13 protein-coding genes are annotated in these 14,660 nt (G+C 57.2%); 1 reads left to right on the top strand and 12 read right to left on the bottom strand.

The window, feature by feature from the left end; genetic code table 11:
* Positions 1–6 precede the first annotated feature (6 nt).
* The 9 genes from FMM72_RS16230 to FMM72_RS16190 form a co-directional block, all read right to left on the bottom strand.
* Positions 7–897 carry a hypothetical protein gene (locus tag FMM72_RS16230; RefSeq protein WP_162222009.1) on the bottom strand — a complete coding sequence of 297 codons (891 nt, stop codon included), beginning with the start codon at positions 895–897 and terminating at the stop codon, positions 7–9.
* Positions 898–899: 2 nt separating this feature from the next.
* A complete protein-coding gene (locus tag FMM72_RS16225) occupies positions 900–1,775 on the bottom strand; it encodes a PcfB family protein (protein WP_162222008.1) in 876 nt (291 codons plus the stop codon).
* A complete protein-coding gene (locus FMM72_RS16220) occupies positions 1,717–3,105 on the bottom strand; it encodes a relaxase/mobilization nuclease domain-containing protein (protein WP_257432247.1) in 1,389 nt (462 codons plus the stop codon). The genes FMM72_RS16225 and FMM72_RS16220 overlap by 59 nt, the downstream gene beginning before the upstream one ends.
* Before the next feature lie 37 nt (positions 3,106–3,142).
* Entirely contained in the window at positions 3,143–3,463 is a 321-nt protein-coding gene (locus tag FMM72_RS16215) for a plasmid mobilization protein (protein ID WP_243157860.1), read from the bottom strand.
* 150 nt (positions 3,464–3,613) lie between these two features.
* Entirely contained in the window at positions 3,614–3,793 is a 180-nt protein-coding gene (locus tag FMM72_RS16210; protein WP_162222007.1) for a hypothetical protein, read from the bottom strand.
* A gap of 88 nt (positions 3,794–3,881) precedes the next feature.
* Complete coding sequence (locus tag FMM72_RS16205; protein ID WP_162222006.1) at positions 3,882–4,166, bottom strand: hypothetical protein; 285 nt, start codon at positions 4,164–4,166, stop codon at positions 3,882–3,884.
* The gene (locus FMM72_RS16200) at positions 4,156–5,088 is read right to left on the bottom strand and encodes a ParM/StbA family protein (RefSeq protein WP_257432245.1); all 933 of its coding nucleotides are present in this window, start codon (positions 5,086–5,088) and stop codon (positions 4,156–4,158) included. The genes FMM72_RS16205 and FMM72_RS16200 overlap by 11 nt, the downstream gene beginning before the upstream one ends.
* On the bottom strand, positions 5,085–6,029 hold the full coding sequence (locus FMM72_RS16195; RefSeq protein WP_162222005.1) for a DUF3991 and TOPRIM domain-containing protein: 945 nt from the start codon (positions 6,027–6,029) through the stop codon (positions 5,085–5,087). Before FMM72_RS16195 ends, FMM72_RS16200 begins: the two co-directional genes overlap by 4 nt.
* The gene (locus tag FMM72_RS16190; RefSeq protein WP_243157859.1) at positions 6,030–6,368 is read right to left on the bottom strand and encodes a DUF3848 domain-containing protein; all 339 of its coding nucleotides are present in this window, start codon (positions 6,366–6,368) and stop codon (positions 6,030–6,032) included.
* 141 nt (positions 6,369–6,509) lie between these two features.
* Between FMM72_RS16190 and FMM72_RS16185 the strand changes: the two genes are divergently transcribed.
* Entirely contained in the window at positions 6,510–6,986 is a 477-nt protein-coding gene (locus tag FMM72_RS16185) for a hypothetical protein (protein ID WP_162222003.1), read from the top strand.
* A 4-nt stretch (positions 6,987–6,990) separates the two neighbouring features.
* Here the strand turns inward: FMM72_RS16185 and FMM72_RS16180 are convergent, their stop codons facing one another.
* From FMM72_RS16180 to FMM72_RS16170, 3 genes are all read right to left on the bottom strand, one after another.
* On the bottom strand, positions 6,991–7,176 hold the full coding sequence (locus tag FMM72_RS16180) for a DUF7695 domain-containing protein (RefSeq protein WP_162222002.1): 186 nt from the start codon (positions 7,174–7,176) through the stop codon (positions 6,991–6,993).
* An 84-nt stretch (positions 7,177–7,260) separates the two neighbouring features.
* The gene (locus tag FMM72_RS16175; RefSeq protein WP_162222001.1) at positions 7,261–7,593 is read right to left on the bottom strand and encodes a DUF6664 family protein; all 333 of its coding nucleotides are present in this window, start codon (positions 7,591–7,593) and stop codon (positions 7,261–7,263) included.
* A gap of 70 nt (positions 7,594–7,663) precedes the next feature.
* The gene (locus FMM72_RS16170; RefSeq protein WP_347561303.1) at positions 7,664–14,254 is read right to left on the bottom strand and encodes an LPD25 domain-containing protein; all 6,591 of its coding nucleotides are present in this window, start codon (positions 14,252–14,254) and stop codon (positions 7,664–7,666) included.
* Positions 14,255–14,660 lie beyond the last annotated feature (406 nt).

Raw genomic sequence — 14,660 nt, 5'->3', positions numbered from 1 at the left:
CCCTCCTTATCTCGCGCCGCCGTCCCGGTTTTTCTGTGCCTTTTCCTGAGCCTGGAACAGCCGGTTCATGTCGGCGGTGATGGTGCCAGCCACGTCCCGCATGACGCCCACCTCGGCCCGGAGCGCCTTGGCGTCCATCATGGCGTAGCTTTCCGGCAGGCGGTCAAAGGAAAAGCCCTCCACCGACACGCCGTTTCTCTTGCACAGCATATAGGACACGCTGTACGCCGCGAAATCCGGGCTTTCACAGGTGATACCGCCCTTGTCCATGTGGGCGCGGGCAAGCTCCTGGGCCAGCCCCCGGAAGATGGTGGGAGCATCCAGTCCTTGCCGCACATAGATGATATTGTTCTGCGGGTGATAGGCCATGTTGGTGCCCTCCGGCAGTTCATTGGAGATGGAGAAGCGGCAGGGGGCGTTGTTCATCAGGGCTTTCAGCAAAAGCCGCTCATCACGGGCCATAGTGGGGGCGGGCCGCTGCTCGGCCCTTGTCTGGGAAATGTCAAAGACCTTTTTCACATTGTAGGACACGCCCACGCTGCCATCGTCCTTTTTGTACTCCTTGCCCGGTTCCAGAATGGTGATGGCATCCTGGCCCCGCTTGACGTACACGCCGTCGGCTTTCCAACTGTCGAAGTCGGCCAGCTTGGTGGCCTCCGGGCATTGGGCGGCGATCAGGATGGCGTTGCTCACGGAGTAGAGGTCAAACCGGGCCTGCACGTCCAGATAGGCTTGAAACACGCCGCCATCCATGCCCATGTCGTGAACGTGGTTGTCGATCATGGCGTAGACGCCCTCGCGCTCCGCCTGCTTTTTCGCCGCCCATGCGTCCTTATCAAAGGGCGTTTCCTCCCCCTGGGCGGGCTGCTCGGTAAACAGATCATCATAATTCGGCATCGTTATCGCTCCTTTAACCGTTTGGGTTTATACTTTCGCGGGGCCTTGTGTTTCGGCCCCTTGGTGGGCTTGGACTGCTCCTTACCTTTTGCCGCCTTTTCTCTCTGCTCCGCTTTAATCGCGTCCAGCTCCTTACGGACGGAGGGACGGGAACGCTCCTGCGGATCAGAAGTACCCGGTGCGGCTGGCTCTTTGGGCTTTGAGGTAGGCTCGGACTGACGGGATTTCTCGATCCGGCCCTCGGTGGGGTTTTCGGTCTGGCCCTCCTCCCTGGTGGGGGAAGCGCCCAGCACCGATGCCAAAAACTCGTCCATGTCCTGTTCGGGTTCGGGGGCGGTGCGCTCCGGGGCGGGCAGTTCGCCCTCCGGGGGCGGGGACAGCATAGCATCCAGCAGCTCATCCACCTCCTGCTCGGTCATCGGTTCCGCCGCCGCTGGCGCTTCCGGGACTTCTGCTTGCTGTTCCTGACGGCTGCGCTCGATCTCGCTCCTGATCTCGGCCATATCCACGGTAGCCAGGTTGAATCGCTCAAAGATACGGTTGATCTTGCTGGCGTCCTCGGCCCGCACCATAATGTCGGTGATGCCGTCCGTGGCGTCCCGGTCTTTCAGAACGCAGTAGAGGACGCCGTACTTCTTGGCCTCCCGGCAAAAAAGCTGGAGGTCGCTGTCTTTCACGGCGAACACCTTCAGCTCCTTGCCGCTGCAGAGCATATTGGTCAGGCGGGTCTTGCCCTTGGTTTTCTTCTGCTCCCGCAGGATGGCGTACAAGAGGATGGCAAGCTGTTTGGCACCCTCGCCGGCCAGCTTGACCGCTACCTCACCTGTTTCCAGGGACAGCCTCACGACCTGCTCCGCCGCGTCGCCTGAATAGCTCATGCTGTGTCAGCTCCTTTCTTTCGGTTTCCTTTTGTTCTATCAGTCGTTCCAGGTTTTCCTTGACCTGCCCGGAACGCTGGGCGATGCTGTCACATAAGACCACCTCCTTTCGCAAAGCCTTCAGACGGCTGGATATGGCGCTGATTTTGTCTTTGACCTCGCTAATGGCCGTGGCGTCGCCCTGTCGGTTGAGCCGCCGCAGTTCCTTACGGAGTTCCTGCCGCTGGGCGGTCAGGGCGTTGATCTCCGCCGATGCCATTTCCCGGTGGGCGGTCAGTTCCCCGATAGTGCCGATGTGCTGTTTTCCCAAAAACCGGGTTTCCGCGTCCAGCCTGTCCAGCTTGGCGATGTCCTCCTGCAACAAAAAAGACACCCGCTTGACGGATGCCGGTCGCTTGACGATGATGTGAAGTTCGTAACAGTAACGGAAATACAGCGCCCGCAGGCCAGTGACTTTCTTTCGGGGCTTTCCCCGCACTCGGTAACGGCGGGGTGGACGATGCACCACCTCCGGGAATGGGGCTTGTTTTTGGAGGTTCTGCAAAATGCGTTCCTTGATCTGCTCCAACGAGTAGCCCTCACCCAGCTTGTGAAAACGGAAGTACCCACCAGCATCGGGTGGTTTTAGCGCCGGATATTTCAGGGGCTTGCCGCCCTTGCCCCTTGTTTTGAGCTGGTAGCCCATCTCACCCATCACCCGGAGGAAGTCGCGCTCGGTGGTGGAGGCAAGGATGGCCCGGTCAATGTCGGCCCGGATGGTGCCCCGGTGGGTGGGCTTGCCATTCTGCTCGGCCTGCCATTCGGCGTAGTGCTTGGCCCGCCCGCCGGGGTTTTCTATCACAGAAATAGCGTACTCCCGGCAAAGCCGGTCTGACACCTCCCGCATACGGGCATAGTCGGCGGGAGAGTTGTAGAACTTGTAGCCGTCTGCCCAAGATACAGAATTGATAACAAAATGATTGTGATAATGGCCTGTGTTACAGTGGGTAGCCACTACCACCTCAAAGCGGTCGCCCCACAACTCCTGCGCCAGCTTAACGCCGATCTCATGGGCAGTTTCCGCCGTTACCTCGTCTGCCTTAAAGGATTGATAGCCGTGGTAGCACACCCGGCCCCCCAGCTTGCCCCATAACCGCTTTGTTTCCATGAATTGTGCGGCGGCGGTGTCCTCCCGGCAGTTCAGGCAGGACACATAGGAACGGCGCTCCGTTTTCATATCGTCAGCGGCGTACTCCACCACATTGTCAATGGCGTGGAGGGACGCCAGTTCCCCATAGCTGCCCTCGGTGGTCTTTTCCGGGTTCCGGGCGTAGTTTATCACTTTGTCCACGCGCCCCTTGATGGGCCAGATAGAGGTAACGGCCATGTCAGTCGGAGGGGGTGGTGTAGGTGTCCACAATCAGCTTTTCCACGGCCCGGTTGCTCTCCAGGGCCTTTTCCAACTCCTTCACGATCAGCCAGTTCTTCGTGCGGGCGATCATCAAAAGCTGGTCGATGTTGCAGCCCACGCGCCGCACCTCCCGGATCAGCATGGGCACCTCGGCGGGCGGGGCCTCCTTCACCACCGCGCCGTTGAGGATGCGGCGGGAAAAGCCCTCGCGGGAGAAGCCGGACTTCCGGGCCTTCTTGGTAAGGGTGTCCAGTTCGCCCTTGGTAAAGCGGATTTTCATTTCAAGCGTTCTTTTCAAAAAATACCATCCTTTCTAAATGTGGGTCTAAATGCGGGGTCATAGGGGCGGCAAGCCCCTGTCAAGCTGAATTGTGGCCCCACAATTCGTTGCTTGTTAAGACAATACCGCCCTCTGCGCCTGCGGCGCGGGAGAACGGTCGGGGTAGGTTCAAGCCGGGTCGGATTTCACCTTGGGCGGACGCTCCCAAAGCCAAAACTCCCGCTTAGCTTCCATATATTCGTCATAGGCAAGCTGGCGGTTGATGCGGTCGAGCCATGCCCATTCCGCTGGGGAAATACGGCGGGTGGGCTTGGGAGGGGGCTTGCTCTGCGGCGGTTTACCCTGCATGGAAAAAACACCTCCTTTTTTCAGCGGGTGACGGCACTTTTGCCGTCATGGTCATTTGCGGGCAAAAAAAGTGACGGCACTTTTGCCGTCACATGAAGTTATCCAGAAAGCCCATAATGGCATCGTCTGTCCCATCGTCGCCCTCTGGCTCTGTTTGCACGGGCTGAACAGGCAGTTGTTTCAAGGTGGCGAGTTCTTCCCGGATGGTGTTTTGAACGATTTCTTGTATACGGCTGGTCAACTCGGCTTGGTTGATAATGGACAGCACAGCCTTATTCATGGACGCCGGGTTAAGTCCTTGCAGATACTCCCACGCCTGCCTGTCCTCCGGGCGGTCGAGGTCAAAGCGGAGGGTCATCTTTTTACGTTGCATGGACACCGCCGCCCTTGCGAAGCGCCATCTCGCAAAGGTACTCGTAGCCCTTGGCTGTGGCGCAAATATCATCGTAGATGGTCACACGGTCGGCGTCATACTCCCCAAAATTGCGGATCAGGCAGCTCCCGCCGCCCAGCACATGGAGACGCATGAGGGCCGGGTTGTACTCACGCTCCCGCAGGATGCGGAAAATCTCACGCACATACTCTGCGGCGGTTTCCCGGATGGTGGTCAGATAGTCCTCCTGGATGTCCGCCGTGCCAAACCGCAGCACACGGTTGATGATGGAGTCGTCCACCGTAGCGTGGTGAGTTCGCATGACGTTCTCCCGGACGGCCAGCATACATTGGTGGGTGCCGTACTTCTCCGTAAACATTCGGTCTGCGGCGGGCTTGCGGTCGTTGATGAACATGATGTTCATGGTGCCGTTTCCAATGTCGCACAGCATATTCACGCCCTGGAAGTTCCTGATCTGGCTGGCAACCGCCGCGAAGCCCTGGGGGAACACGTCAGCCCCGGCGATCTCCACCCGGTAGGGCTTTCCCCGGAAGGTGAAGTCTACCTCCTGGCTCCGCATGAGGTAGGCTTTGAAGTCCTCCCGTTGCTGACTTACCCAGGTGAGGGGCAGGCCCACCGCAAGGCGTACTGTGGCGGCGGTCAGCCCGTATGCGTTCAGCTCACGGGCGATAGCGGCCAGGGTGAGGACATAGTGATCGTCGTCCCCAGTCTTATCGGCGGCAAACTCCTTGTGGCCCGTCCCGATCAGGTAGTACCGCCCGCCGTAGACCAGCAGCTCGTCCTTGAACACCGGCTCCACGTCATAGGCGGTCAGCCCTGCGGGAAAACAGCAGTTTGCGGTCTTGATGTTGCCGTAGCCGTTGTCAATGCCGATGATCTTCATGCCCTGATAGTCCTTCACCGGCTCCAGTCCTCCTTTCGCTGTATCAGCCCCAGCTTCCGCTGGAGCAGTTCATTCACGTCTTTTCCGCTGGTAGGCGGCTGGTCTAACACCTTATAGCAGTCTTGCAGCCCGCCCATGATACCTGCCGCCGCACCCCGCCCCACCTCGTCGTTGTCCAGGTGAAGTTGCAGGGTATGGATGTTGGGATGCTCCTGAAGATACCGGCTGAGAGCGATAGGCACCACGTTCTCCCGCTTGGTCTGATAAACACCGGCCAGGGAAAGCAGGCTGTCCTTCTGCCAGTCCCAGCCCCGTCCCAGCGTCAAAGTGGCATAGCTTAACAGGTCGATGGCGGATTCAAACAGGTGGAGCCTGCCCGATTCCTGGGGAGCGGAGATGGAGAACGAGTAGTGCTTATCGCTGCCCGTCACCTCGCCCTTGAAGTCCCCCAGCGTCCCCCGCAGGGCGGCGTAGCGCATTTTGCCCTCCCGGTCATACCCAGCGAACAGGGCGTTGTGATACTGCTTCGTTTCAAAAAGCAATTTGTGTTCCAGGCAGTAGTCCAGAACGACCGGGTGGATGCCGCGTCCCATGAGATAATTCAAAACTCTGTCGTGATTGCTGTTCAGCTCCGGCATGAGAAGTTTTCGGGGTGGGGCAGGTTTGGGGGCGGCATGAGAAACGGGCGGCAATACTGCCGCCCGCCCAACAAGCGTTTCCACCGCCTGGGTAAACGAAAAGCCCTGGACTTTAATGAGATAGTCCAGGGCCGTCTTGCCGCCGATCCCACGGGAAAACCAATTCCATTTGCCGTTGCTGATTTTCAGGCTGTCATGCTCACGGGTACAATAGGTGCTGCCGCTGACGTGTACCAGCTCATGGGGATCAAACCGCTGGAGGTAGGTCAGCAGGTCAAGCTCCTTGGCCTTTGTGATTTGCTCCGGCGTGACATAGCCCATCTACCGTCCCTCCCGCTGGCTCCGTTCCTTTTCAGCCCGTATCACAGCGTCAGCGCGGGCTTCGATCACATCCCGCAAGTCCTCCATGTGGTGGGTTTCCGTCTTGTTCCACTCCTTGTAAACGTCCGCCAACGGGGTCTTGGATTTCAGCAGCGCCTTGGCCTGGGCTTCCGGCAGTTCCAGCGCCGACATTTCCATCACAATATCCTCCCGGACGGTGTACTCGGCGGCATGGTTCAGGATGTCACCAAGGGGCTGGCCCAGCAGCCACTTGCGATACTGTTCCTGTTCGGCGCTCATCCGCTGGTACAGCTTGTTCAGCAGATTGGGGTTCGCCATGTTCATCAGCTCCTTTGAAGATAGTTATAGCCGGGGGGACTTTCGGATTGAAAATCTCCCCGGCTATGTACCGTTCCTGTTGTATCAGGGCGAAAAAGATGGTATAATGCGGCAAAAGCAAAATTTTGTAGGAGGTGCCGCATGGCAGACCGTGAACATACCCCCGCCGCGAAAAAGGCGGTGTATCTGGACAAGCAGACGTTCGCCACCATTATGTGCATGATACCCGCAGGAAAGCTCACCACCCAGGAGGCCATCTGCGAGATGTGGGCCAGACGGAAGGGGGCCGACTTTTGCGAGATTGAGGGTGATGGTATCATGCCCTTTGATAAAAAATTGTTCTGGAGGCCCGCCGATATTCAACGGGTGGATTTTATCACAGAACTCAAAGACTATGGAAAGCCTGATCGGGATAGCCTGATACCCTACTGGCGCATGATCTCCCTCCGGGGGATGCTGATAGATTATGGCCGTTATTTTGACAAAGAAGCGCAAAAGGAGCTTTTGGAGCGAGAGGGCCATGTGATCGAGCAGCCCGATCCCAACAAGCGTCTGTACCGAGTTCAGAATTATAAAGCGGCGCTCTTTGACCTGAATAAGCTGATTATCAACGAGTAAACGGCTATTCCTCCCACTTGCTGATTCCTGTATATTCGCTGGGCGGGTCGCCAGTCAGCCGTTTCAGGTAGTCCCTGCCGCCGTCCACGGCCACGCCCCGGCACATACACCATTTCAAGTCATGGCTGTGTTCGGATGTGATGATACTGCCGCACCGCTTACACTGGATTTGATTGACAGAAATTTTCATCTTTTTTTGCTCTTTCGCCTATGAATTTTTTTATTCCCGGTTATGTAGGAGGCGGCGCTGGCTGACTGCCAGCGCCGCCCTTCGTCACAGGATGCCCGCCTTTTGGAGATAGCCCACGCTGTCGTAGCAGCCCCGGAAGTAGACCGACTGCATTTCCAGCTCCACAAGCTGGTTTTGCAGGCCCACCACTTCAATGGCCGCTGCGCACTCCTGTTCGTTCAACGCTACCACTTTCTCTGTGTCGAACATCCCCATCACATGGGGGTACTGCCGGTAAATGCTTTCGATCTTGTCCTGAATGGCCCGGTACGCCTTGTCCGTCTTGGACAGTTTTGCGACAACGCCGCTCAAATACTCCTGCATCGCCGTCCCCTGGGCCTCCACAAAGGTTTCAAATTTGAACTCATCTGGCACCATCTTCACCTCCGCCTATATTCTGCGCCTATTATACAGCGCAGATACCGTCAGGGCAAATGTGCGATTGGCGTTACCGATCCCGGTCGGGGCCGTCCCGGTCGGGGGTATCGGCTTCGTCCCCCACATCCCCATCTACGATCTCATTCTCCTGCTTGTCCATATTCAGCAGAATGTTCAGTTCATCCAGACGGGCCGACTTTGTTTTCAGCTCGTCCTCCTGGGGAAACGGCTTCTCAACCTCTACCTTTGCGCTGGCAAGCTGGGTTTCGTAGGTGGTCAGATCGTCTTGGGCGGATTTCAGGTGATTATCAAAGTTACTGAGCAGATTGTCAAGCCGCTGGATATTGCCATAAACATCTTGGCCCAGGGCTACGCTATCGGCGTTGACGCCTGCCAGCCTCACCGTGTACTCCTTATAAAACGGATTAAAGAAAAGTTCCATCTGAAAGCCCCGGTACTCGCCCAGGGGGATGACGGCGTTATCGTCCGTCAGGGTTTTGCGGGCGGCGAGGATGGCGCTGCCCGCCGCCTTTTTTTCAGTATAGGTTACGCCCCTCACCACTATGGGGGAAAAGCCGTCCTTGTTGGGGTGGGTATTTGCGTCCCGGATAGCGATGTTCTCCTGTGCGCTCTTGATCTCCGCCTTGGCGATGGCGATTCGCTGGGGGAAATACTTGATAATGCTGTCCTCCAGAGAATACTTCTGGCTCAAATGGTTGGCTTTCAGCAGTTTCAGCCGCTGAACGTCAATATCTAAATCCATCTTCTCCTTGATTCGCTCGTCACCGGCGCAGAGGGCCTTGATCTCGGCGTAGGACAGGGCGGTTTCGTCAATGTCCTCGACGGAGCGGGCCGGGGATTTGCTGGTCATGATTTGCCCGATAAACTTCTGCTTGCTCTCCACCAACTGATAAAGGTAGCTGTCAAAAGTGTCCTCGGTGACGTAGGTGTAAATGTCCACCTCGTCGTTCTCGTTCTTTTGGCGGATGATGCGCCCCTCCCGCTGTTGGAGGTCGCTGGGCCTCCACGGGCAATCCAAATGGTGGAGCGCGATCAACTTGTGCTGGACGTTGGTGCCCGCTCCCATCTTCTGTGTGGAGCCGATCAGCACCCGTATCTGGCCGGAACGCACCTTGCCGAACAGTTCTTTTTTCTTGGCCTCTGTGTTAGCAGAATGGACGTAGGCTATTTCTTCAGCCGGTATGCCCTTGGCGATCAGCTTGTCACACAGATCATCGTACAAGTTTTGAAACGACGCCATTTCAAAAGCGCCCGGTTCAGTCTCCGCCATTTCAATGGGCCGTTCTTTTCCGGGGGTAGACAGGTCGCAGAATATCATTTGCGCGGAACGCTGGTTGGCTGTATTCTGCCATATCTCAAACACGTTGTCGGCGCAGGCGTTTGCTTTGCTGGTTTCGCTGTCGGGGAGCAGGGGGTTGGTGAGCCGCTGGTCAAGGGCCAGCTTGCGTCCATCGTTGGTGATAAGCAGCATATTGTCCTGGTCGCTCCTTACCTCCCTATTGCGTACCTTTTCAGCCCGTTCCGCCAGCGCCGCCACCATCTGTCTTTGCAATTCAGAGGGTTTCAGGGAAATCGTGTGGTAGACGGCCTTGGGAACAGGAAGATTCAGCATATCTGCCGTCTGGATGTCCGCCACTTCCTTGAACATAGCCATCAGCTCCGGGAGGTTGTGGAACCTGGCAAACCGAGTCTTGGCCCGGTAGCCGGTGCCCTCCGGGGCCAGCTCTATGGCGGTGACGGTTTCCCCAAACGTGGATGCCCATGCGTCAAAGTGCAAAAGACCTTGACGGCGGAGCGTTTCATACTGCAAATACTTCTGCATGGTGTAAAGCTCCACCATTGTGTTGCTGATAGGCGTGCCTGTGGCGAAAATAACGCCCCGGCCCTCGGTCAGCTCGTCCAGATAGCGGCACTTCATATACAGGTCGCTGGACTTCTGCGCCTCCGTCTGACTGATGCCGCCCACGTTCCGCATTTTGGAAAATGAGGCGAGGTTTTTATAATAATGTGCCTCGTCAATGAAAATGCGGTCAACGCCCAATTCCTCAAACGTGACCACATCATCTTTCCGGCTTTGGTCGTTCAGTCTTGCCAGCTTTTCCCGAATATCTTTCCGGGTTTTCGCCAACTGCTTAACGGAGAAATTCTCCCCTTTCTGCGCCTTCAATTCAGCGATACCCAGGGCGATCTCGTCCAACTGCTGTTCCAGCGTAAACCGCTGGTGCTCTATGCTCATGGGTATCTTCTCAAACTGGCTGTGCCCGATGATGATGGCGTCATAGTCCCCGGTGGCAATTCGGCCACAAAACCGCTTTCGATTTTTGGTTTCAAAGTCCTTTTTAGTCGCCACAAGGATGTTCGCAGAGGGATAGAGCTGCAAATACTCCGCCGCCCACTGCTCCGTCAGGTGGTTGGGCACCACGAACAGGCTCTTTTGACACAGGCCCAGCCGCTTGCTCTCCTGCGCCGCCGCTGCCATTTCCCACGTTTTCCCGGCCCCCACCACATGGCCCAACAGGGTATTGCCGCCGTAGAGGATGCGGGCGATGGCGTCCCGCTGGTGCTTGCGTAGTGTGATCTCCGGGTTCATGCCCACAAAACTGATGTGGCTCCCATCGTACTCGCGGGGCCGCAAGCTATTGAATTGCACATTATAGAGCGTTGTCAGCCGCTCTCTCCGTGCCGGGTCTTTCCATATCCAGTCCTGAAACGCCTGCTTGATAAGCTCCTGCTTGCCTTGGGCGATGGCGGTTTCTTTCTTGTTCAGCACAGCGACTCTCTTTCCGTCCCTGTCCTGAACATAGTCAAAAATCCGCACATCCCGCAGGTTCAGGGTGTCCTCAATGATCTTGTAGGCGTTGATGCGGGTGGTGCCGTAGGTGCTGTTGGCCTTGACGTTCACCCGGTCAACACTTTTCCCCTCCACGTTCCAGGCCCCCGTGTATTGGGAGAAATGGATGTGAATTTTTTCCTGACAATTAGCGGACGTGTCCAGCAGTTCAAAAACAAACTGCTCCACCACGTCCGGGGGGAGCCAGGTGGAACCGAGCCGTACGGAAATCTCACTGGCGTTTAGATCTGTCGGCTGTACCTGTTCCAGCGCCTCCACATTGACCTGAAACGCCGGGTCGGTTTCCGCCGCCCGTTTTGCGTCGGCCAGCTTCTCCCGCACGTTGCCGGAGAGGTATTCGTCGGCGGTCTGCCAGCCCTTGTACCAATCCGTGCCGCCGTCCTCAATATTAAAGGGGCCGGTGTTAGGGTCTTTGAAAATGACGCCCTTCAAGTCCTCCACGACCTGGGGTATCTTGTCCCCGCCGCCCATCAGGGAAGCCATAAAGCCTAAATCCACACACGCCCTTTCAGCCAGTGACACAGCCAGGGCCTCGGATGCGGTGTCCACGCTGGTGACAACGGTTTTCTGCTTGATGGTGCGCTTGGTGAACATATCCGCCTTGCGGACAAAGTTGCGCTCGTCGTCCAGCACTTCCAGGGAGGCCAGCAGAAAATAGGCGCTGTCCATCCTGAAGGCGATACTGTTGCCACGGGAGTTGATGCGCCCGTATTTCTCCACATAGGCGTCATAGAGGGTATTCAGCTTCTTTTGCTGGGCCTGGATGTCCTCGGCGGGCCAGTCCTCGGTCTGATACTCAATGAGCGTCCTCACACAGTCCCGGATTTCAATAAGTCCCTTGATGCGGTTCGCCGCTGTGACGGACACCTCTACCGGGTTCATCCGGCTGTTCTCCCGGTAGTAGATTTCGCCGTCCACTACGGTATAGCTGAAATTCCGTACATTCGGGTCGGCGGGGATGGATTTGTCCTCGCCCTCTGCCTCCGGGTCGTCCATCACATACTCGGTGATGGTGCCCTGGATATTCTGGATGGCAGCGGCAAGCTGCTCCCCCAGGTTTTGCCCCTCGCGGGGCAGGCAGGCGGTTTCCGGCCCGTGGGGGCCGCTGACCTTTTGCATTTCGCCCATGACCATCTCCGGGTGGTCGATGAAATACTGATTCATTTTCAGCCCGTTTTCATCGGTATTCAGGTGTACCCAATCCGGCTCCCCGCTGGCAAGGGCCTCCCGCTTCTGTAAAAACAGGATGTCGCTGGTCACTTCCGTACCGGCAGCGGCCTTAAAGGTGTTGTTGGGCAGACGGATGGCCCCCAGCAGGTCGGCCCGCTGTGCGATATACTTTCGGACGTTGGGGTTCTCCTTGTCCATCGTACCCTTGCTGGTGACAAAGGCGATAATGCCGCCCGGTCTGACCTTATCCAGCGTCCGGGCAAAGAAATAGTCGTGAATGAAAAAGTTGTGCTTGTCATACCGCTTGTCCGTTACCTTGAACGCACCAAATGGCACGTTGCCGATGGCGGCGTCAAAAAAGCTGTCCGGGAGTTCTGTTGTCTCAAACCCCTGGACAGCGATGGAGGATTTTTGATAGAGCTGCTGGGCGATGCGTCCGCTGATACCATCCAGCTCTATACCGTAGATTTTGGAGTCGGTCAGACTTTCCGGGCGCATACCGATGAAGTTGCCGATGCCGCAGGACGGCTCCAGCAGATTGCCGGTCTTAAAGCCCATGTTCTCCAATGCCTGATAGATAGAGCGGATGACCACGGGCGGGGTGTAAAAGGCGGTGAGGGTGGATTCCCTGGCGGCGGCGTATTCGTCCTCGTCCAGCAGGGCTTTCAACTCGGCGTACTTGCTGTGGCGCTCGTCAAAGCAGTCGGCCAGACCGCCCCAGCCCACATACTGCGCCAACACCGCCTGTTCCTCCGGGGTGGCGAACCGATCTTCCCGTTCCAGCTTTTTCAGCAGGCGGATGGCCCGGATGTTATTGTTAAACCGCGTCCCCGGTGTCCCCACGCCGATGGCGTCATCGGTGATACAGTACTCATGCCGGTCTGCGTTGGGGACTTCGGGATGGAGGACAAAGGGGGACACCTTGGCCCTGTGCCGGGGTGCAGGTGGGGGTTGGATTGGCCCATCACCGTCCGGGCCGTGCCCATCCGCTAAACTTTCCGTATTTTTTTCCGTATCTGCTGCTTTTTCAGCAGGTTCTAAAACCGTTTCTGCTTTGGGCCGGTGGGAATACAATGCTTTTTCAGCTTCTTCAAAGGTATCAAAACCGCCCGCTGTCACGTTGGAAAAACCGCGCTGTTCATCATAGCCATAATGATTATAAAATTGGCCGTTGGGGTATTGGAAGATAACAATGCGTTCTTGGTCGAATAGGTACTCCGCTACCTTCTTTACACCCTTGTGTTGAGCCGTGGACGGCGGCAGGACTTCCTCTTTTTCGGCAGGGGTTTCCGGCACCGGGAAATTCCCAATGACGGAGAGCCATTTCCTTTCCAGCAGGTCGTACACAGCCGCGCCCTCATAGGCAAAGCCGTCGTCCTCCAACGTGCCGTCAACGTAGCCCCTCGCCACTTTTTCCGCTTCTTGCAGTGTTTCATATTCCCGCTTCTCGTCCATGCCGTTTTCGATGTGGTGGTAAACCACCACCTGATAACGGCGGGGCTGTGTCTGCGGTGAGGGTATATCTCTGTTAGAGCTGCGGCCATCCGCTGAACTTCCGGCGCTCCTTTCCGATTCGGCCTGTTTGACCTGCTTCAGATAGTCCTCGGCCTGCCATTCGCTGGTAAATTCCTCCTGGACGCCCTCGCTGTCCACATATATCCCGCCCTGAACATCATCCCATACGGCGTACCCTCTTTCCGTTTCAATGAGGGAAAAGCGTTCAGGAGCCGGAGGCGTGTCGGCGGCGGGGTCAATGTCGGAAAAATTATCCGCCTTCTGTTCGGCCTTTTCGCTGGGCTGTGCGGGGAACACAACGGGCACATGACGGTTGTGTTCCAGCGCCGCCACCACCACGTCAAAGCCCTTGCCATTCAACCGTTTTACATAGTCCTCCAGCTTGTGGGCGGGAAAACCGCACATGGACACACGGCCATATTCGGGGATATTGCGTTTGGTCAGGGTCAGATCGAGGGCCACCGCCGCGCTTCTTGCGTCCTCGCCCTCAGCCCCTCCGTACAATTCAAAGAAGTCGCCCACCTGATACAGCACCAGACTGTCGGGGTTATGCTCCTTGATGGAGTTGTAGGCGTCCCAAAACCTGCCGCTGGCAAGCTCCGGCTGTGGGACGGGGCCGCTCTGTGCCGCTTCTTCCTCTTTGCGGACAGCCTCACGCAGAACGGGGACAATCTCACGGTATTTGTCGTACTGATTAAGAAAATCCAGCACACCGCCGTCGCCGTCCCCAATGTCCTGACGCTCGGAGAATGTCCGTCCATCGGGCATGACAAGGGTGAATTTTACCTTATCATAGCCTAAAAATGCGTTATATTCCGGGTCGTTGGCGTCATACCATTTCTGCCACGTCCCGTATTTTGCCATAGCAGCCGTTCTCCCAGCGATATATTCATCGTCCGCCTGTTTCATCAGCCGGTCAAACTCTTGGAGGGAGTAGGCCGTCCTATCCTGAAATACAATGCTCTCGCTCCACTCGCAGAAAATATAGGGAAGCTCACGGGGCGGGTAAGTCGGCTCACCGGCCTCGGCGGGGGCCACGGCAGGCTCCCGCACCGGCGGCGGGGTGGAGAACACGGGGGCGTTTTGGGTGGCGGAAATGGTCATGGTGGAGGTGGCGGCAAATTCTTCAATCTGCGCCCGAACATCCTCCGGCAGACCGTCCTCATAATAGGTCACGGTTCGGTCGGGGGCAATATGGGCGATAGTCTTGTAATCACCGTATCGCAGTTCCAGCCGGTTCCACACTGTCACGCCGCTGCCCAGGTGCCCAAAGCCCAAGTCATAACCGGGGGTGTCAGGCTCCGCAGGTTCGGCGGGCAATACGTCCTCCATCACATGAAGCAGACCGTCATTCAGGGGATTTTCCGCCAGCAGACGGTCAAATTCCTCGCGGGGCAGTTCCTTGTTGATGATGGGAAACGCCGGGTCAAAGAGCCGGACAGTCTGAGCGTCAAAGGCCAGCAGTTCATACCTCTGCGTCCCCAGGTAGACCGTGGCCCCCAGGGTCAGC

Source organism: Anaerotruncus colihominis (assembly GCF_010206195.1).
Taxonomy (GTDB): Bacteria; Bacillota; Clostridia; order Oscillospirales; family Ruminococcaceae; genus Anaerotruncus; species Anaerotruncus colihominis_A.
The sequence above is the reverse complement of the archived record's forward strand: the minus strand, read 5'-3'. Positions and strand labels throughout refer to the sequence as shown.

Excerpts from the sequence above, each read along its gene's own strand:
- FMM72_RS16190 (WP_243157859.1), bottom strand. The coding sequence starts at position 6,368 with ATGGCGAACCCCAATCTGCTGAACAAGCTGTACCAGCGGATGAGCGCC.
- FMM72_RS16175 (WP_162222001.1), bottom strand. The coding sequence starts at position 7,593 with ATGGTGCCAGATGAGTTCAAATTTGAAACCTTTGTGGAGGCCCAGGGG.
- FMM72_RS16210 (WP_162222007.1), bottom strand. The coding sequence starts at position 3,793 with ATGCAGGGTAAACCGCCGCAGAGCAAGCCCCCTCCCAAGCCCACCCGC.
- FMM72_RS16170 (WP_347561303.1), bottom strand. The coding sequence starts at position 14,254 with ATGACCATTTCCGCCACCCAAAACGCCCCCGTGTTCTCCACCCCGCCG.
- FMM72_RS16205 (WP_162222006.1), bottom strand. The coding sequence starts at position 4,166 with ATGCAACGTAAAAAGATGACCCTCCGCTTTGACCTCGACCGCCCGGAG.
- FMM72_RS16195 (WP_162222005.1), bottom strand. The coding sequence starts at position 6,029 with ATGGGCTATGTCACGCCGGAGCAAATCACAAAGGCCAAGGAGCTTGAC.
- FMM72_RS16225 (WP_162222008.1), bottom strand. The coding sequence starts at position 1,775 with ATGAGCTATTCAGGCGACGCGGCGGAGCAGGTCGTGAGGCTGTCCCTG.
- FMM72_RS16230 (WP_162222009.1), bottom strand. The coding sequence starts at position 897 with ATGCCGAATTATGATGATCTGTTTACCGAGCAGCCCGCCCAGGGGGAG.
- FMM72_RS16180 (WP_162222002.1), bottom strand. The coding sequence starts at position 7,176 with ATGAAAATTTCTGTCAATCAAATCCAGTGTAAGCGGTGCGGCAGTATC.
- FMM72_RS16185 (WP_162222003.1), top strand. The coding sequence starts at position 6,510 with ATGGCAGACCGTGAACATACCCCCGCCGCGAAAAAGGCGGTGTATCTG.